The 17331-nt window shown below is 57.6% G+C and carries 26 protein-coding genes; all 26 read left to right on the top strand.

The features are described 5' to 3' along the window. Position 1 precedes the first annotated feature (1 nt). The 26 genes from H0I86_RS22230 (at position 2) to H0I86_RS22105 (ending at position 17314) form a co-directional block, all read left to right on the top strand. Positions 2-790, top strand: a complete 789-nt coding sequence (locus H0I86_RS22230) for a YdaU family protein (protein ID WP_180922213.1) — start codon at positions 2-4, stop codon at positions 788-790. Next, on the top strand, positions 780-1592 hold the full coding sequence (locus tag H0I86_RS22225) for an ATP-binding protein (protein ID WP_180922212.1): 813 nt from the start codon (positions 780-782) through the stop codon (positions 1590-1592). Before H0I86_RS22230 ends, H0I86_RS22225 begins: the two co-directional genes overlap by 11 nt. After that, a complete protein-coding gene (locus H0I86_RS22220; protein ID WP_180922211.1) occupies positions 1592-1870 on the top strand; it encodes a hypothetical protein in 279 nt (92 codons plus the stop codon). Before H0I86_RS22225 ends, H0I86_RS22220 begins: the two co-directional genes overlap by 1 nt. Continuing rightward, complete coding sequence (locus tag H0I86_RS22215) at positions 1867-2103, top strand: hypothetical protein (RefSeq protein ID WP_180922210.1); 237 nt, start codon at positions 1867-1869, stop codon at positions 2101-2103. Before H0I86_RS22220 ends, H0I86_RS22215 begins: the two co-directional genes overlap by 4 nt. After that, positions 2100-2567 carry a recombination protein NinB gene (locus H0I86_RS22210; RefSeq protein ID WP_180922209.1) on the top strand — a complete coding sequence of 156 codons (468 nt, stop codon included), beginning with the start codon at positions 2100-2102 and terminating at the stop codon, positions 2565-2567. Before H0I86_RS22215 ends, H0I86_RS22210 begins: the two co-directional genes overlap by 4 nt. Next, positions 2564-3145, top strand: a complete 582-nt coding sequence (locus tag H0I86_RS22205; protein ID WP_180922208.1) for a recombination protein NinG — start codon at positions 2564-2566, stop codon at positions 3143-3145. The genes H0I86_RS22210 and H0I86_RS22205 overlap by 4 nt, the downstream gene beginning before the upstream one ends. A 112-nt stretch (positions 3146-3257) precedes the next feature. Continuing rightward, on the top strand, positions 3258-3470 hold the full coding sequence (locus tag H0I86_RS22200) for a hypothetical protein (protein ID WP_180922207.1): 213 nt from the start codon (positions 3258-3260) through the stop codon (positions 3468-3470). After that, on the top strand, positions 3467-4603 hold the full coding sequence (locus H0I86_RS22195; protein WP_180922206.1) for a DNA-binding transcriptional regulator Fis: 1137 nt from the start codon (positions 3467-3469) through the stop codon (positions 4601-4603). The genes H0I86_RS22200 and H0I86_RS22195 overlap by 4 nt, the downstream gene beginning before the upstream one ends. Then, complete coding sequence (locus tag H0I86_RS22190) at positions 4600-5193, top strand: hypothetical protein (RefSeq protein ID WP_308416443.1); 594 nt, start codon at positions 4600-4602, stop codon at positions 5191-5193. The genes H0I86_RS22195 and H0I86_RS22190 overlap by 4 nt, the downstream gene beginning before the upstream one ends. Before the next feature lie 257 nt (positions 5194-5450). Beyond that, positions 5451-5765, top strand: a complete 315-nt coding sequence (locus H0I86_RS22185; RefSeq protein WP_180922205.1) for a peptidase M48, Ste24p — start codon at positions 5451-5453, stop codon at positions 5763-5765. Beyond that, positions 5765-6028, top strand: a complete 264-nt coding sequence (locus tag H0I86_RS22180; protein WP_180922204.1) for a hypothetical protein — start codon at positions 5765-5767, stop codon at positions 6026-6028. The genes H0I86_RS22185 and H0I86_RS22180 overlap by 1 nt, the downstream gene beginning before the upstream one ends. A gap of 22 nt (positions 6029-6050) precedes the next feature. Continuing rightward, the gene (locus tag H0I86_RS22175) at positions 6051-6395 is read left to right on the top strand and encodes a hypothetical protein (protein ID WP_180922203.1); all 345 of its coding nucleotides are present in this window, start codon (positions 6051-6053) and stop codon (positions 6393-6395) included. Further along, on the top strand, positions 6331-7809 hold the full coding sequence (gene terL / locus H0I86_RS22170; protein ID WP_180922202.1) for a phage terminase large subunit: 1479 nt from the start codon (positions 6331-6333) through the stop codon (positions 7807-7809). The genes H0I86_RS22175 and terL overlap by 65 nt, the downstream gene beginning before the upstream one ends. Continuing rightward, the gene (locus H0I86_RS22165) at positions 7806-9263 is read left to right on the top strand and encodes a DUF1073 domain-containing protein (protein ID WP_180922201.1); all 1458 of its coding nucleotides are present in this window, start codon (positions 7806-7808) and stop codon (positions 9261-9263) included. The genes terL and H0I86_RS22165 overlap by 4 nt, the downstream gene beginning before the upstream one ends. Next, on the top strand, positions 9208-9948 hold the full coding sequence (locus H0I86_RS22160; RefSeq protein ID WP_180922200.1) for a phage head morphogenesis protein: 741 nt from the start codon (positions 9208-9210) through the stop codon (positions 9946-9948). Before H0I86_RS22165 ends, H0I86_RS22160 begins: the two co-directional genes overlap by 56 nt. A gap of 7 nt (positions 9949-9955) precedes the next feature. Then, a complete protein-coding gene (locus H0I86_RS22155) occupies positions 9956-11266 on the top strand; it encodes a DUF2213 domain-containing protein (RefSeq protein ID WP_180922199.1) in 1311 nt (436 codons plus the stop codon). 11 nt (positions 11267-11277) lie between these two features. Beyond that, complete coding sequence (locus H0I86_RS22150; RefSeq protein WP_180922198.1) at positions 11278-11772, top strand: structural cement protein Gp24; 495 nt, start codon at positions 11278-11280, stop codon at positions 11770-11772. Between the two features lie 12 nt (positions 11773-11784). After that, a complete protein-coding gene (locus H0I86_RS22145; RefSeq protein ID WP_180922197.1) occupies positions 11785-12783 on the top strand; it encodes a DUF2184 domain-containing protein in 999 nt (332 codons plus the stop codon). A 10-nt stretch (positions 12784-12793) separates the two neighbouring features. Beyond that, a complete protein-coding gene (locus H0I86_RS22140) occupies positions 12794-13072 on the top strand; it encodes an STY1053 family phage-associated protein (RefSeq protein WP_180922196.1) in 279 nt (92 codons plus the stop codon). Between the two features lie 14 nt (positions 13073-13086). After that, positions 13087-13470: a DUF4054 domain-containing protein gene (locus H0I86_RS22135; protein ID WP_180922195.1), complete on the top strand. Its 384-nt coding sequence runs from the start codon at positions 13087-13089 to the stop codon at positions 13468-13470. Positions 13471-13472: 2 nt separating this feature from the next. Next, entirely contained in the window at positions 13473-13955 is a 483-nt protein-coding gene (locus tag H0I86_RS22130) for a phage virion morphogenesis protein (protein ID WP_180922194.1), read from the top strand. Between the two features lie 4 nt (positions 13956-13959). Beyond that, positions 13960-14331, top strand: a complete 372-nt coding sequence (locus H0I86_RS22125; RefSeq protein ID WP_180922193.1) for a hypothetical protein — start codon at positions 13960-13962, stop codon at positions 14329-14331. Positions 14332-14334: 3 nt separating this feature from the next. Beyond that, on the top strand, positions 14335-14886 hold the full coding sequence (locus H0I86_RS22120) for a phage neck terminator protein (RefSeq protein ID WP_180922192.1): 552 nt from the start codon (positions 14335-14337) through the stop codon (positions 14884-14886). 19 nt (positions 14887-14905) lie between these two features. After that, positions 14906-16387, top strand: a complete 1482-nt coding sequence (locus H0I86_RS22115; RefSeq protein WP_180922191.1) for a DUF3383 domain-containing protein — start codon at positions 14906-14908, stop codon at positions 16385-16387. Between the two features lie 16 nt (positions 16388-16403). Further along, complete coding sequence (locus H0I86_RS22110) at positions 16404-16844, top strand: phage structural protein (protein WP_180922190.1); 441 nt, start codon at positions 16404-16406, stop codon at positions 16842-16844. After that, a complete protein-coding gene (locus tag H0I86_RS22105) occupies positions 16844-17314 on the top strand; it encodes a phage tail assembly chaperone (protein WP_180922189.1) in 471 nt (156 codons plus the stop codon). Before H0I86_RS22110 ends, H0I86_RS22105 begins: the two co-directional genes overlap by 1 nt. Positions 17315-17331 lie beyond the last annotated feature (17 nt).

Below are 17331 nucleotides of genomic sequence, written 5' to 3'. Positions count from 1 at the left end.
CATGGCCGCTCTTCCGTACATGCAACTCTATGTTGCCGACTACCTGGCCGACACCATGCACCTCAACACTGAGGAGCACGGCGCCTATCTGTTATTGATCTTCAACTACTGGCAGACCGGAAAGCCGATCCCGGTGTCTCGTCTAGCCCGTATTGCGCGGCTTTCAGACGAGCGATGGACGGTCGTTGAACGCTCGTTGAACGAGTTTTTCAACGAGCGTTCAGGTGAGTGGGTTCATGACCGGATTGAGCGTGATTTGCAGGCTGTCCACGCCACCCAAACACAGCGTAGCGCAGCCGGAAAGGCTTCTGCTGAGGCGCGAGCGGCACGTGCTCAGGCCAGGAAAACAAAGACTGTGAACGCGCGTTCAACGCCCGTTGAAATTCCGTTGAACGAAAACTCAACGATAAGAGATACAGATACAGATACAGATACAGAAGAAGATCAAAAGCCTGCGCGTGCTCGAAAAACAAATTCCACAAAATTCGATCCTCTCTCTGCCCGGCCAGAAAACGTCTCCGAGCAGGCCTGGGCCGATTGGTGCCAGCACCGCCGGGAAATCCACAAGCCACTGACCGCCAAGAGCTGCGAGCAGCAGGCCAAGGCACTGGAAGGGCACGTATGCCCAGATCAAGTCCTATCCAACTCAATTTCCAACGGCTGGACTGGGATATTTCCGGAAAAGACCACTGGCAACGTCCACCAGCTGCCATCCCGGCATTCTGGTTTCTCTGATCGCGATTACACCGCTGGCCTGATCCCTCGGGAGGATGGCACCTATGCCTTCTGAAAACGTTGTTGCCATTCCCGCACCGGTCTATCCGCCAGGAACTCGAATCCAGTCGGCCACCTGTGAAACCCACGGCGAGTACGAGCAGAAGGTGTACTCGGTGCTTGGGCGCGACCTTAGATCCGGTTGTCCCGAGTGCAGCCGCATTCGAGCCGAGGGTGAGGAAGCCCGCAAGCAGGCCCAGGAATCGCAGCTTCTACGCATGCGCATGGCTGAAAAGCTCGGCGCCGCCCTGATTCCCAGGCGCTTCATGGACAAGACCTTCGACCAGTACGTAGCGAAGACCGCCGAACAGCGCAAGGCTCTGAACACCTGCCGCAAGTACGCCGCCGAGTTCCAGCAGATCGCCGAGTCTGGTCGCTGCCTGTTGCTGCTGGGAAAACCCGGAACCGGTAAGACCCACCTGGCCGTGGCAATCGCCAACGAGATCATGGCGACCACTACCGCCACAGCGGTGTATCGCACGATCGGCGCTGTACTCCAGGCCATTCGCGCCACCTACGACCACACCAGCGACCAGAGTGAAAGCCAGATCCTGTCGAGCCTCATCAGCCCATCGCTGCTGATCCTGGATGAGATCGGCGTGAGCAAGGAGAAGCCTAGCGACTTCGAGTTGACCACTCTGTTCTCAATCATCAACGGCCGCTACGAAGAGCTGCGCCCCACCGTGATCGTGTCGAACCTGGACGCCAAGGCATTGCCAGCCGCTATCGGAGAGCGCTGCGCAGATCGTCTTCGGGAGGGCGGGGTGATCGTCATCCCGTTCGAGTGGGAATCGCAGCGCGGTAAGGAGGGTTTCTGATGACCGACATGATCTGCAAAAAATCCATGGCCCGTTGTCAGACACCGGGAATGTGTTCTCCACATGGAGGATGCAATACCTCTGATGCTCAGTGGTTCCAAGTTGCCAGAGACTTGGCTGCTGAGCGCGACCAGCTCAAGGCCGAGAACGAGGCGCTGCGCAAGGCAGCGGAGTGGGTAATTCAGATTCATCGGGACCCGAATCTGTCGCATGAAATCCCGAATGAAGAATGGCTGGATGATCTTGAGTCTGCCATGAGCAAGGGAGAGCAGGCATGAAGAGCTTCCTTTTCGCCAAAACCATCAGCTACTGGCAGTGGCTCACTATGTCAGCTGGGCTAGCGGCGGCGTTCTGGCTTGGCAATGGCTGGGGATTGCTTGCATGGCTTGGAATCCTGCTCATAGGCGCCGCTATCGAGGGGTTGTTCGGGTACGAAGAGGGCGGTGCCCAATTGCCCCATAAAACTTCTGAAGCCATTGATCCAGAAAGGTTAAAGGGCGGTGCTCAATGACCAACGTAATCCATAAATCACGCCACTTCTTCGCCACTGGCCATAACCGCATCCGCGACGTGTTCAAGCTGGCCTATCTGTTTGCCTTCGACCTTTCTGCTATCGGCGCCGTCGAGATTATCGTCCGCCCCGTTAAGTCCCGCCGCACCTTGGAACAGAACGCGAAGCTCTGGGCGATGTTGGGCGACATTTCCCGTCAGGCTGAATGGCCGGTCAATGGAGTGATGCAGAAGCTCGACAGCGAGGACTGGAAGGCTCTGATGACTGCCGCGGCGCGCCAAGAGATCCGCATGGCCCAGGGCATCAATGGCGGCGTGGTCATGCTCGGCGAAAGCACCAAGCGCATGACCGTAGCTGAGCTGGGCGACGTGATCGAGTGCATGTATGCCTTCGGCGCCGAGAAGGGGGTGGTTTGGAGCGAACCGAAAGGGCAGATGCCTGAGCAATGGGAGGCGGCAGCATGAAGGTTGCCATCAAGCAGCGCCGCCAAAAGGAGTGCGGCAACCCGGCATGCGGCGTGAAGTTTACTCCGGTCCAGCTGGGCCAGAAGGTTTGCGGTTGGGCCTGCGGCCTGGCCATCAAGGGCGTGAACCAGGAAAGAGCGCGGAAGGCGATCCAGCAGCGTGAGCGCCGAGAGATCAAGGCGAGCAAGGAACGCATGAAGACCCGCGGCGATCACTTCCGGGAAACGCAGACGGTGTTCAACGAGTGGATCCGCCTGCGCGATGCCGCGTTGCCGTGTGTCAGCTGTGGACGCCATCACGAAGGCCAATACCACGCCGGCCACTACCGCACTGTAGGAGCGAACCCCGAACTTCGGTTCGAGCCGCTCAACGTCCACAAGCAGTGCGCGCCATGCAACAACCACAAGTCCGGCGACATCGTTAACTACCGCATTGAGCTGGTGAAGCGGATCGGGGTTGAACTGGTCGAGTGGCTAGAAGGGCCTCATGAGCCCAAGCGCTACACCATCGAAGACTTGAAGGCCATCAAGGCCAAGTTTCGGGTGTTGATACGCGAGATGAAGAGGGCTGCCGCATGACCATCAACCCCATCCAGTTCTGGCTCTGCATCCTTTTCATCGCCTGCGGTGCTTGCTACTTGGCAATACGCGCAGTCGCCCGCCGTACTCGGTTCCTGAATGGAGAGAAGCAATGAGTGATTTCAAGGTTCGCCAAACTTTCGAGGAATGGTTTGCACAGAAGCACCTTGCTGTTACCGGGGATTATCTCTCTGACTCTGAGATGGCAAAGCTCCGCGGCGAGAAGGGCGATTACGACCATCTCCCCTACATGCACGGCTGCTGGCTGGGTTGGGCTGCGTGCGCCGGACTTAAGCCAAAGTCTAAGAATGGAGAGGCCCAATGAGCGATCGCAAAGTAACAGACGACCAGATCATTGAGGCGCTCAAGATCCACACGATGCCAAAGGCTGCCGAGCACCTGGGAATCCACATCCGCACATTGCGCAAGCGCAAGTCGGCCTTGGCGCGCAAAGGGTGGAGTCCCGAGCACGATCTAACCCACGCCGTACCGGATGGCTTTCACCTCAAGGGCGCATCGACGCTCTATAAGGATGGCGTCCAGGTCATGCAATGGGTGAAGTCGAGCATTGACCACGAACGCCAGCGCGAACTGATGATTGCAGCCTGCCAGGCCATGTCCGAAGACCTTCCGCAAATCGACCCGGTTTCAGGGCCTATTTCGACCCTCGCTAGCCTTATGGCTGTCTATCCAATCGGGGATGCCCATATCGGCATGCGGGCCTGGGGGGAAGAAACGCAGGGCGATAGCTGGGACATGACCGAGGCCGTTCGTGTCCAGTGTGGCGCTATGGCGGCCTTGGTCGATCTGGCGCCGCCCGCAGAGCTGGCGGTAATTATCAACCTGGGCGACTGGTTCCATGCTGACAACATGGAAGGCATGACATCCCGCTCTGGCCACATCATGGACCTGGACGGCCGGTACGCGAAGATGATCAGTGTGGGGATGAAGGTGATGCGCCAATGCATCGCCTCGGCACTCAAGAAGCACGCCAAGGTCCGCGTGATAAACGTTGTAGGCAACCATGACGACACAGGCGCGCTATGGATGTCCGTAGCCCTGAGCCATACCTATGAGAATGAGCCCCGGGTACAGATCGATCGCGCCCCGTCAGCCTTCCACTACATCGAGCACGGTCGCGTTCTGATCGGCACCCACCACGGGCACACCTGCAAGTCAGAACGTCTCCCCGGCGTCATGGCGGCCGACCAGGCCGAAGCGTGGGGCCGCACCAAGTATCGCTACTGGTATCTCGGCCACGTCCACCACCAGAGCGTCAAAGAGTATGCCGGAGTCACCGTCGAGTCCTTCAACACCCTGACTGCCAAGGATGCCTACGCGGCCTTTGGAGGATATCGCGCCCAGCAGAACATGAAGTGCATCGTCATGCACTCAGAATTCGGCGAGGTAGCCCGTCATACCGTAAGCCCTGACATGTTGAAAGAGGTGGCAGCATGATGAAGCTGAATAGTGCGCGTATGGCTTGGCATGACAGCCTGTATATGCCCCGTGACAGTCAGGGCGCTTGCCTGCGGGAGATCGGCTTGCTCGGCCGCATGGTCCAGCGAACCGAGCGGTCCACCAACGCTAATCATGCTGCCCACCAGGCCATCGCCGGCCGCATTCAGCAGGCGATCGACACGCTACCGCGCCACCTCAAGGCATTCGGCGATCACATGTACAGCCCTATGGCCACTGACGACGATAGGGAAGAGGCAGAAGAGGCCCTATTTAGGGTCGCTTATGCAATGGGCTCCAGGATGACGGCTAAGAAGTTCGAGAAGGCCAAGCTGGTAGCTTCTGGCGTCCTGTTTCGGTACCGCCGCATGCACCAAGGCGGCCAGAGCGAGGGGGTTGATCCTTGCCCTACTCCAGAGGCTTTCAGGGGATGGCTTTATGCAGAGCTCGGGTTGCAACTATCTTCAGAGCAGTGGAGTAGGGAATGGTCGCAGTTCATTGATCTGTGCTTCGACGCATGCAATGACTTGGACAAAGCTGCGCTCATCCCTGTGTCTCATTGCATAAAGGTGATGAAGGATGTGGCATGACGGAGAAACCCGTGCATATTCTGCGCAAAAATATAGCGCGCAAAATACATGTTGACGAAATGTCCGGCTGACAGTAGGATTTCCCCATCGTTAAAGTTTTGCCTTTGGCAAATTACACAAAGCCCGGCCTAGAGTCGGGCTTTTTGCTATTCAGAGCCCAGCCTAACCGCTGGGCTTTTTGTTTCTCGGCCCAACCACACCCATCGCGTCAAGCTGGGGAGTGCCGTTGCGGCCGACTTTATTCCCCGGAGACTCCAATGGCAGAACCAGCAAGCACCACTGCTGCCGGCGTCCTGCTTGTGAAGTACGGCGTCTTTCTCGGCGCGTTTGGTGGGGCGATCCTTTCTCTGACCTTCTTGCAGGGCCTGACCCGTAAGCAAGCAGTCTGCGCATTCTTCACTGGGTTCGCCTCGGCAATCTTCTGTACGCCTCTGGCCATCAGCTTCTTCAAGCTCGAGCCTGGTGGCGAAACCCAATATGGCGTTGCCTTCCTGATCGGCCTGCTGGCCATGAACATCATTCCAGGCCTAAGAGCCTTGGCGAGGAAGTTTGGCGCCACAGGAGCGGTCTGATGAACAGCATTCTCGTTTCAGCCATGACCGCCGCTGACGCCTTCCTGTGTGTCCTCGTGGTGATTGCTGCATGTGATTACTTGCGCAAGGTGCGCCCGATCGATGAGCCGCTTTTGAGTACGGCGTTCTATCTCGTGGCTATCGGTGCATTCGGCGCCTTCGTTACGGCGCTCCAGGGCCAATGGGTGAACCCCTTCGGCGTAATGCTGCATGGCGGCGTCGTCCTGTATGCCTGGACGCGTCGCAGCCAATTGATTAAGTGAAAAAAAATCAAAGGAATTCAATATGGCTTTAGGTGGAAAGCGCGAAGGTGCTGGCCGTCCTAAGGGTCAGCGCAACAAGATCACTGCGGACATTAAGGTAATCGCCCAGGCATTTGGTGAAGAGGCTGTAAATGCTTTGGTTGAGATCATGCGTGATGGCGATGCCCCACATGCGGCCAGAGTGGCAGCAACGAAAGAGATTCTTGACCGAGGTTATGGCAAGTCCAAGCAGGAGCTTGAATTGGCAGGACCAGGTGGTGGCCCAATCCAGACTGTCACCGCAGATTTACGGAACTTAACCGATGAGCAACTTGAGCAGCTTGAGCATATCGCCGCAGCTGCTCGACCTGACGTCGATCAAAAATGAGCGAGCGCGCCGGGGTCTTCTCCAGTTCACGTTAAGGACGAAGCCTGACTTTGTTGAGGGATGGTTCAACCGCGAAGTAGCGGCGGCTCTTCAGCAGTTTTACTACGACGTCGAGCGCGGCTTGCAACCCAGGCTGATGATCTTTGCCCCGCCACGTAGCGGCAAGTCTGAATTGTTCAGTCGCCGCTTCCCCGCCTGGGCGCTCGGCAAGAACCCAGATTTGCAGATGATCGCTTGTTCGTATGCCTCGGACCTAGCGAGCCGGATGAGCCGTGATGTGCAGCGCATCATTGATGATGACGCATACCACAGCATTTTCCCGGACACCTGCCTGAATGGTAAGCGCGTAGTGACCGTAACCGGTACCGCGCTGCGTAACAGCGAGATTTTTGAGATTGTTGGTCACTCCGGTGCGTACCGTAGTGCGGGTGTTGGCGCGGGCATCACCGGCATGGGCGCCGACATCGGCATCATCGATGACCCGGTCAAGGACGCCAAGGAGGCGAATAGCGAGACGGTCAGGGCCGCCATTTGGGACTGGTACACAACCACGTTCTACACGCGACTGTCGCCCAAGAGCGGGATTCTGCTCGGCATGACCCGCTGGCACTCCGACGACCTAGCCGGGCGGCTGCTGGAGCAAATGGAGAACGGTGAGGGCGACAACTGGAAGGTTGTGAGCTTCCCAGCCATCGCCGAAGAGGATGAGGTCTACCGGAAGGCTGGCGAGGCGCTGCACCCTGAGCGGTACCCTCTGGAGCGTCTAGCTAAGATCAAACAGGCCATTGGCTCGCATGCCTGGAACGCGCTCTACCAGCAGCGGCCCACCACCAAGGGCGGCGGCCTAATCCACTCGGCCTGGTTCATTCGCTACCGCACGCTGCCACGCATCGAGTACCGCGTAATTTACGCAGACACCGCGCAGAAGACCGGCGAGCGCAATGATTACACTGTGTTCCAGTGCTGGGGGTTTGGGGAGGATCGCCGGATATATCTGATCGACCAGCTGCGCGGAAAGTGGGAAGCACCGGACCTGCGCAAGCGCGCCACCGAATTCTGGAACAAGCACGCCGCCCAACTGGACGTTGGCTATCTTCGCTCGTTCATGGTGGAAGACAAGGCCAGCGGAACCGGCCTCATCCAAGATATTCGCAGCCTGGGCGGTATCCCGATCTCGGGCATCGAGCGGACCAAGGACAAGCTCACCAGGGTTATGGATGTGCTGGGTTACATCGAGTCCAGTAACGTCTGCATCCCCGAAGGCGCCCCGTTCACATCCGACTTCATCACCGAGTGCGAGGCTTTCACGGCTGACGACAGCCACCTCCACGACGACCAAATAGACCCAATGTGCGATGCAATCAACGACATGCTTGGTAGCCAAAGCAGCCTTGCCGTGTGGGGAAGACTATGAGCAAGCGGCACCAACTCAATGCCAGGGCTGCCAAGGTCAATCAGCAGACTGACGTGGCGCGCAAGTCGTTCATGACCGGCGATAGCTTCCAAAACTTCACCGCTCGTGTAGGGCTTGGCACCGCCAACCAGAACAGCGGCAGTAGCTACGGGTTTACCTTCGTCAGCCGAAACCGCATCCAGATGGAAGCGGTGTATCGGTCCAGCTGGCTTGCTGGTCGTGCTGTTGACTGTCGCGCCAAGGATATGACCCGCGAGGGCATCGAGTTCAACTCGGTGATGCCTCCAGAGGAAAAGGACAAGCTGTCCCGCGCCTTCGAGCGTCTCCAGATCTGGAAGGGCTTGTGCGACAACGAGAAGTGGTCACGTCTTTATGGCGGCTCCATCGCCGTGATGCTGATCGATGGGCAGCGTCCGGAAACTGAGTTGCGCCTAGATACGATCGGCCCTGGTCAGTTCAAAGGGTTGTTGGTGCTGGACCGCTGGCTGGTTCAGCCATCGCTCGAGAATCTGGTTACCGAATACGGTCCGAACCTCGGAAAACCGAAGTTCTACACCGTGGTTGCTGATGCCCAGGCGCTGATAAACCAGAAGATTCACTACTCTCGGGTGATTCGCCGTGAAGGTGTCGAGTTGCCGTACTGGCAGCGCATTGCTGAAAACGGTTGGGGGCAGTCAGTGCTTGAGCGCTTGTGGGATCGCCTGATCGCGTTCGACAGTGTTACGTCTGGGACTGCCCAGCTCGTCTACAAGGCTCATTTGCGGACATACAAGGTTGAAAAACTCCGTGATCTGATCGCCCTCGGCGGTAAGTCTCTTGAGGCTCTGCTCAAGAACATCGACATGATTCGCCAGTTCCAGAGCAATGAGGGGCTGACCCTCATGGACGCCTCTGACACGTTCGAAACGCATCAATACAGCTTTAGTGGCTTGTCCGACGTGATCGACAAGTTCGGCGAGCAGGTGTGCGGGGCTGTTGAAACCCCTGACGTCATTCTCTTCGGCCAGTCTCCTGGTGGGATAGGTAATGACGATGACAGCGTGCGCATCTACTACGACGGCATCAAGGCTGATCAGGATTCGGCCCTGCGGCCTGGTGTGACCACACTGTGCGACGTCATCGCCCGTTCTGAGCTTGGCAAGCCGTTGCCGGAAGGGTTTGCGTTCGACTTCGTGCCGCTGTGGCAGCTCAGCGATACCGAGAAGGCCGATGTCGGCGCCAAGGACACTGCATCTGTGGTGCAGGCATTCGATTCCGGGATTGTCGACCGCGGCACCGCTCTCAAAGAGCTGCGCCAGTCCAGCAATACCACGGGGCTCTGGTCGAACATTACAGACGAAGAAATCACAGAGGCCGAAAACGAGCCGCCTCCAGTCCCTGGCGAAAAGGATCTGATCGATGCGCCTGAAAACCCGGGACAAAAAGCGAAGCCGGAATCCGGTCAGGACGAATAGGGCCGAGAGGCAATACCAATCGGCCCTTTCCCAGGTTGCACGCCAGGTGGGAAGCATCATCAACGGCTTCCCGCCAGGCGACCCATCAGTCGATCCAACCATCTCTCACATGCTGAGCCGATATGCGGATCTGCTGAGCGACTGGGCCGTGTCCACGGCGAGCAAGATGCTCGTAGAGGTCAACCAGCAGGACCGCAAGGCATGGGCAACGCTCACTGAACAGATGTCCCAGGCTTTGCGGCAGGAGATCCGCACAGCGCCCACTGGGCAGGCCATGCAGGGTCTGCTGGCTGAGCAGGTCACGCTGATCAAGAGCATCCCCCTCGATGCGGCCAAACGCGTGCACGAACTGACGCTGCAAGGCATCGAGGATGGCACCCGGGCAAACGAGATCGCGAAGGAAATCATGCGCTCCGGCGAGGTAGCTGAGAGTAGAGCCAAGCTGATTGCCCGCACCGAGGTATCCCGCACTGCCGCCACACTGACCGAGGCACGCGCCAAGGCTGTTGGCAGTGAGGGCTACATCTGGCGGACCTCTGGCGACAGCGATGTTCGCCACTCGCACAAAGAAATGAACGGAAAGTTCGTGCGCTGGGATTCGCCTCCGACGCTAGACAAGCTCACAGGTCACGCAGGCTGCCTGCCGAACTGCCGCTGCTATCCAGAACCAGTCATTCCCGAGTAACCCAAACATGAAAGTGAGAACCCAGGACGAGGCCGGGCGATGGTTCGCGCCTGAGCGTTTGAGCGCCAGGCAGAGCATGACGCCTGAAGGATTCCTGCTCTGTGAGGCAGTCCCCATCGCCCGTACCGGTACGCTTGTTTACGACGAAAGCGAACTGGTCAACGAGGATGGCCCGTTGATCCAGGGTGGCGGCGGTGGACTGGTGACCATTGAGCGCAACCCAGATCAGGTGTTCCGCGCCGAGACGATCGCCAGCTTCGAGGGGAAGCCGGTGACCATGGCTCATCCTGATGATTTTGTAACCCCGGCCAACTGGCGTGAGCTTTCGATGGGGATCACCCAGAACGTGCGTCAAGGCGATGGGGTTGAAAGCGATTTGATGCTGGCCGACCTGCTGATCACGGATGCAACCGCCATCGAAGAGGTACGCAGCGGTTTGCGTCAGGTGTCCTGCGGCTATGACGCCGAATACGAACAGCTGGCAGTCGGTCGCGGCCGCCAGACAAACATCGTGGGTAACCACGTAGCCCTGGTAGAGCGCGGCCGCTGTGGCCCGCGATGTGCAATTGGAGATTCAGAAGTGGCCAAGACGACAGACGCAAAGCCGCAAAAGCGCACCTGGATGGATCGTGTTCGCACGGCTTTCCGGGCCAAAGATGAAGCAGCACTCGAAGAGGCTCTGGAGGAATCCAAGACCGAAGACGAGGACATGAAAGAAGAAGGCAAAGAGAATGCCAAGACTGGTGACTCTGCGACTCTTGATTCGATCCTCAAAGCGGTTACGGCCCTCGGTGCACGAGTCGGCGACATGGAGGCCGAGGTGAAGAAGATCACCGAGGATGAAGATCCTGACGACGACAAATCGAAGACCGAGGATGACGTCCTAGAGGCTGAAGAAGCAGCGAGAAATCCAGAAGCATCTGGCAAGACCTACACGGGTGATGCCGAGATCATGACTGATCTCCGCTCCCGCGCCGAGATCCTCGTCCCGGGAATCAGCTTCCAGACCCGTGATGCCAAGACCAAGACCGCCGATCACGTGTGCAGCTGCCAACGCCAGGCGCTGACCAAGGCCATGCAAACTGGTGATGGTAAAGCATTGGTAGAGCCCTTCCTGACCGGTCGCGACCTGTCGAAGATGACCGCTGACCAAGTGTCCGCAGCATTCATCGGCGTCACTGAGTTCGCCAAGATGCAGAACAACGCATCTGGCGCTCGCAACTCCATCACCACCAAAGACTTTGGCCGCCCTCCGTTGAGCGTTGCCGAGATCAACCAACGTAACCGTGAATTTTGGAACGGCTCGGGCCGTAACTGAGGACTATTCCCATGGCTAACGCTTTTCTCTATCGCATGCCTGCGGGCATTCCTGGTGACGTTACCCGCGCCAGTCAATCCACTATCGAGCCGGTATTTCTGGATTCGACTCTGCCGTTCGCAGGCTATGGCCTGTTCGGCAAGATCGCATCTGGCAAGTTCGTCCCGTTCGGTGCAAGCGACGTTGACGGTGCCGAATACGGTCTGTTCGCGCGCCCGTATCCGATCACTGGCGGATCGGGCTCCGATCCACTCGGCACGGCTACCCCTCCAACCAAGGGCGTGGCTGACGTCCTGCGCCGCGGCTACATGACCGTGAAGCTCAACGCCGGTACTGCTTCGAAAGACAGCCAGGTCTACGTGCGCGTTGCTGCAGCTGCTGCTGGCAAGCCAATTGGCGGCATCGAAGCCGCTGCTGACAGTACCAACACCGTCGCCATTACTCGGGCGTCTTTCATGGGCGCGGCGGATGCCTCTGGCAACGTCGAAATCGCTTACAACATCTAAGGGGAACGCTCGATGAGCAATTTGATTCTGCCGCGCTCCATCAAGCGCGCCCACACCCGCGACAGCATGATGACGTTCGATGCTCAAACCATCGACTCCACTGGCGTATTCCTGATCGGTGAGCTGGAGCGTCTCGACCAGAACCTGCATGGCCCCCTAGCCTCGGTTACGTGGTCACGCGACATCATGCTGCGTGAAGACGTGAGCATCGCCGACGAACTGTCCAGCTTCACCAACAGCACCTTTGCCGCGGTAGGCGGCACTAGCCCGAACGGCAAGGCCTGGATCGGTAAAGAGTCGAGCGCGATTGCCAGCCTGGCGCTGGATATCGGCAAGACCGCCAAGCCCCTGAGCCTCTGGGGCATGGAACTGTCCTGGACGCTGCCTGAGCTGGCATCTGCACAACAACTCGGCCGCCCGGTAGACAGCCAGAAGTTCTCTGGCATGCAGCTCAAGCACAACATGGACATCGATGAGCAGGTTTACATCGGCGATACCGAGCTGGGCGAAACCGGTCTGGTGAACTCCAGTGTTGTTACCAACGTCAGCAACGCCATCACCGGCAACTGGACTACTGCAACGCCTGACCAGATCCTGGCCGACGTCAACGACCTGCTCAACAGCGTATGGGCAGCGTCTGCCTTCGCAATCTGCCCAAGCGAGTTGCGTCTGGACCCGGTCAGCTACAGCAAGCTGGTCAGCCGCATCGTGTCGACCGCCGGCAACATCTCGATTCTCGAGTACCTGAAGGTCAACAGCCTGTCGAACTCCATCAATGGCCGGCCGCTGAATATCCAGCCTCTGAAGTGGCTGACTAGCCGCGGAACTTCGAACACCAACCGCATGATGGCGTACACCAACGAGAAGGACCGCGTGCGGTTCCCTCTGGTGCCTCTGCAGCGTACCCCGCTGGAATATCGCGGCATCCGTCAAATCACCACCTACTACGGTCGCCTGGGCGTCGTGGAAGTGGTCTATCCAGAAACTGTCGGCTACCGCGACGGCATTTGAGGGCTTAAACATGGCAACACGTAATGTTCTCAAGCCCTTCAAGCTGAACACGACTGATGGTGTTATCGATTTCGAGGCAGGCACACAGGAAATCGATGATGAGTTAGTTGATCATTGGTTCGTCAAAGCCCACCTCGAGCAACTGAAAGACGCAACGAATAGCGAAAGCGAAGACGATGAGAAAAAGCGCCTCATCGCTGAGTTGGCCGCCAAAGGTATTAACGTTGGTGGAAACATCAAGCTGGAAACTCTTCGCGACCGGGTGGCTAAGGCCAATACCACAGCCTAAGCAAGGAACTACCCATGGATTCCTCCCAGTTCCGACAGGACTTCCCTGAATTCGCCGACACCACCATCTACAAGGATTCAGCCATAAACCTATGGCTGGCCTTGGGCGAGAAGACGCTCGCGCCAGATCGCTGGTGTGACTACTTGGACCTTGGTCTTGAGTTGTTCATAGCTCACAACCTGTCGCTTGCGGCAGGACGCGAGTTGGCGGCGGCTGTAGGTGGAACCCCTGGGCAGGTGAAGGGACCATTAACCTCAAAGTCCGTGGACAAGGTTAGCGCGGGCTACGATACGGGCGCTGTGGCGCTTCAGGATGGCGGGTTCTACAACCTGACCACCTACGGCATCCAGTTCCTGCAACTAGCCCGTATGGTCGGCACTGGGGGTATTCAACTGTGAGCATGAAGATCACCAAGGACGCCGTATCAAAAGTTCTGGCGTCTATCCAGGATCTGGCTAACAAGCAGGTCCTGGTGGGAATCCCGGCATCTAAGACAGAGCGCAAGGAAGGCGATGAAGAGCCGATCAACAACGCGCAGCTTGGCTACATCCATGAATACGGCTCGCCAAAGGCCAACATTCCGGCGCGCCCATTCCTGAATCCAGGCGTTAATCGGTCGCAGGAAAGCATCAACAACCATCTGCAAAAGGCGGCGAAAGCAGCCATGGATGGGAATTCCGAAAAGGTTGATGTCGAGCTGAATGCTACTGGGCTGATTGCGCAGGCCGGGGCCAGGAACGAGATCACTAATGGCGATCTTGCTCCTTTGGCGGAAAGCACCCTGGCGGCCAGGCGTCGGCGAGGCAGGAGCGGTGTAAAACCGCTGATCGATACCGGTCAGTTGCGTAACGCTATCACCTACGTGATCCGCGAGAAGGATTGAATCCATGGCCCAGCTTGATGTTTCGGAAATCTTGCTAGACCCGGATTTCATGGATCTCGGATTGATCTGTACTCGCTCGGTGCAAACCGTTGGCGATAACGGGCGCACCACTATCTCGGACGCCGACATAACATTTGCCGGCGTGGTCACAAGCGACAAGGGCGACATTCTGGAGCGTCTGGCGGGTGGCGAGCGCAAGAAGGGCTCGATCACCATCCATACCATCTTCAAGTTGACAGCCGGCGAAGGCGACACCACTGCCGACATCGTCACCTGGCAGGGCAAGCGCTACACCGTCTCCAACATCAATGACTACAAGCACTTCGGGCGCGGTTTCGTCTGCGCCACCTGCGATCTACTTCCTTTGAAGGGGTAACCCATGGCGAATACCTCAGCAACCGGCGGATATCTAGCGCCGGCGGGGTCGCCTGCGCCATCGGAAGACGATCAGCTTGAGGATATCTTGCAGGCAATGGTGGTCGGCATAAGCGGGCTGCCCGGGCCAATGGTTCGTCCGCGATGGCAACCAAACCCTCCAAAGCAGCCTGAGCCAAACATCAACTGGTGCGCTGTTGGAGTTCATGAAACAAAAACCGTAGCCAATCCAGCCATTAGCCATGTCGGTGCTGGAGATGGCAGCGATGAATACCAGATGCATGAAGAGTTGAGCGTGCTGTGCACGTTCTACGGTCCACAGGCCCAGGCATATGCCTCGATCCTCCGTGACGGCATCTTCATCCCTCAAAACAGCGAGGCAATCAAATCCTCGCGCATGGCTTTCGTAGGTGCATCAGATATTCGCCCGGTTCCCGAGTTAGTGAACCAGCAATGGGTGCGCCGCTACGACCTTTTTATTCAGATGCGCCGCCAAGTGGTACGCGTCTATCCAGTGCTCAACATCCTGTCGGCCGAACCAACGATCGTCGACTGATTTCACCCCGGAGAAAGCAATGCAGACTCTTGCCATTTCGGACGTCGTGAACGTCCAAATCGTCATGTCTCCGAAGGCAGCTGCCGTGCGCGATTTTGGCGCTCTGCTGGTCCTCGGTTCGTCGCCCGTTATCGATGTGAATGAGGGCTTGCGCCAATACTCAAGCACTGATGGCATCGTCAGCGACTTTGGAACATCAGCGCCTGAGTACCTAGCAGGAAACCTGTTCTTCAGCCAATCGCCGCAGCCGGCAATCATGTACATCGGGCGCTGGGCCAAGACTGCTACATCGGCGATCCTCAAGGGCGCTGTGCTTTCAACTGCCCAGCAGGACATTTCCAACTTCACGGCGGTGACTGCTGGCGGCATGAAGATCACTATCGACGGAACGCTGAAGACGCTCAGCGCGATTGATCTTTCAGCGGTTACCAATCTGAACGGCGTTGCTTCAGCTATTACTACCAAGCTCGCCTCCTCTGGCACCTGCGTATGGAATTCTACCCAAAGCCGTTTCGAGGTCACGAGTGCCACCACCGGCGTAACTTCGACCATCACCTATGCCGAGGCGCCATCCAGTGGCGTTGATGTATCGGCTTTGCTTGGCCTACAGACTGGTCAAGCCTCTGCGCCGGTTAATGGTGTGGCAGCCGAGCCTCTGGTCGACGCTGTGGCCCGATTGGCCGGCATGTCGAACGACTGGTATGGACTGCTCGTGGCTGATTCCGCGCTGGCCGAAGCTGATGTGCTGGCAACTGCGGCATTCATTGAGGGAACCGGACAAAGCAGGATCTTTGGCTACACCACGCAGAACTCGCTTGCACTTGACCCAACCAGTACCACTGACATCGCCAGCAAGCTGAAGGCAGCCAACTACAAGCGCACCTTTACCCAGTTCTCCAGCGCTACCCCGTATGCCGCTGCGTCGATGTTTGGCCGGGCATTCACGGTGAATTTCCAGGGCAACAACACAACCATCACCCTGAAGTTCAAGCAGGAGCCTGGCATTACTGCCGAAAGCCTGACTGAGGGGCAAGCCGCTGCGTTGAAGGCGAAGAACTGCAACGTGTTCGTCAACTACAACAATGACACCGCGATCATCCAGGAAGGAGTGATGTGCAACGGGTACTTCTTCGATGAGGTACATGGCCTTGACTGGTTGCAGAATGATCTGCAAACCGCCGTATACAACCTTTTGTATACCACTCCAACCAAAACACCGCAGACCGATCCTGGAACTAACAGAATAGTAACCACCATTGATGGGCGTTGCGAACAAGCCGTAGACAACGGCCTGTCTGCTCCAGGGATTTGGAATGGTCCTGATATTGGCGCAATCACCAGCGGGCAGCTTCTTACTAAAGGCTATTACGTCTATGCAGCTCCTATTGCCACTCAGTCGCAGGCAGATCGTGAGGCTCGTAAAGCACCAGTCATCCAGGTGGCAATCAAGTTGGCCGGAGCAGTCCATTTCGCCGACGTCATTGTTAACGTTAACCGCTGATCGGAGTTGATCTCTTATGGCTACTTATAGCTTTCTTGATGTAAGCGCGACTCTGGTTGGTGCTGGCGCGGTTATTGATCTTGGTGCTGGATCGGCAAACGCCGAAGAAGGCATTACTACGGCCATGGTCGACGACAAAAACACCATGCTGATTGGTGCTGACGGCGAAGGGATGCATTCGTTGCATGCCGGCAAGTCCGGCACGGTGACGGTACGACTACTAAAGACATCCCCGCAGAACGCCAAGCTGATGGCGCTGTACGGGGCACAAAGCATCAGTTCGTCGCTCTGGGGGCAGAACGTCATCACCATCACCAACAGCGCTAGCGGTGACGCAATTGGCTGCCGAAGCTGTGCGTTCAAAAAGATTCCCGATCTGAACTACAAGAAGGATGGCGATATTGTTGAGTGGGTTTTCGACTCCATCAAAATTGATGCAATCCTGGGTACCTACTGATGAGCGACTTTGAGCTTGGTTCCGACACCTACCGCATCGGCAAGCTGAATGCCTTTCAGCAGTTCCATCTGTCGCGGAAAGTGGCGCCGGTCATTCCGACGCTTATTCCGGTATTTCTGAAGCTTCAAGCGTCGGCTAAAGCCACGCCTGCTGAGAGTGCTTCGAATTCTGCTTTGGCGCCATTGAGCGGTGATCTCGGCGCACTGGCTGAGATGCTTCAGCCCTTTGCCGACGGCATCGCCGGTATGCCAGACGAGACGGCCGAGTTCATCCTGTCGACCTGCTTGGGCGTCGTGCAGCGCAAGCAAGGGACTGCCTGGTTCCCTGTCTGGAGTTCAAGCCAAAACACATGCATGTTCGACGATCTCGACCTGGGCGTCATGATGAAACTGGCTGTCCGAGTGATCACCGAGTCGCTCGGCCCTTTCTTACGCGGGATGCTTACCGGCCAGAGCACTCCAAAGGGCTGACGGTCGAACTCGCCAAG

The organism is Pseudomonas chlororaphis subsp. aurantiaca (genome assembly GCF_013466605.1).
Lineage (GTDB): Bacteria > Pseudomonadota > Gammaproteobacteria > Pseudomonadales > Pseudomonadaceae > Aquipseudomonas > Aquipseudomonas chlororaphis_I.
Note: the sequence above shows the minus strand (reverse complement) of the source record. Positions and strands in the feature narration are given on the sequence as shown.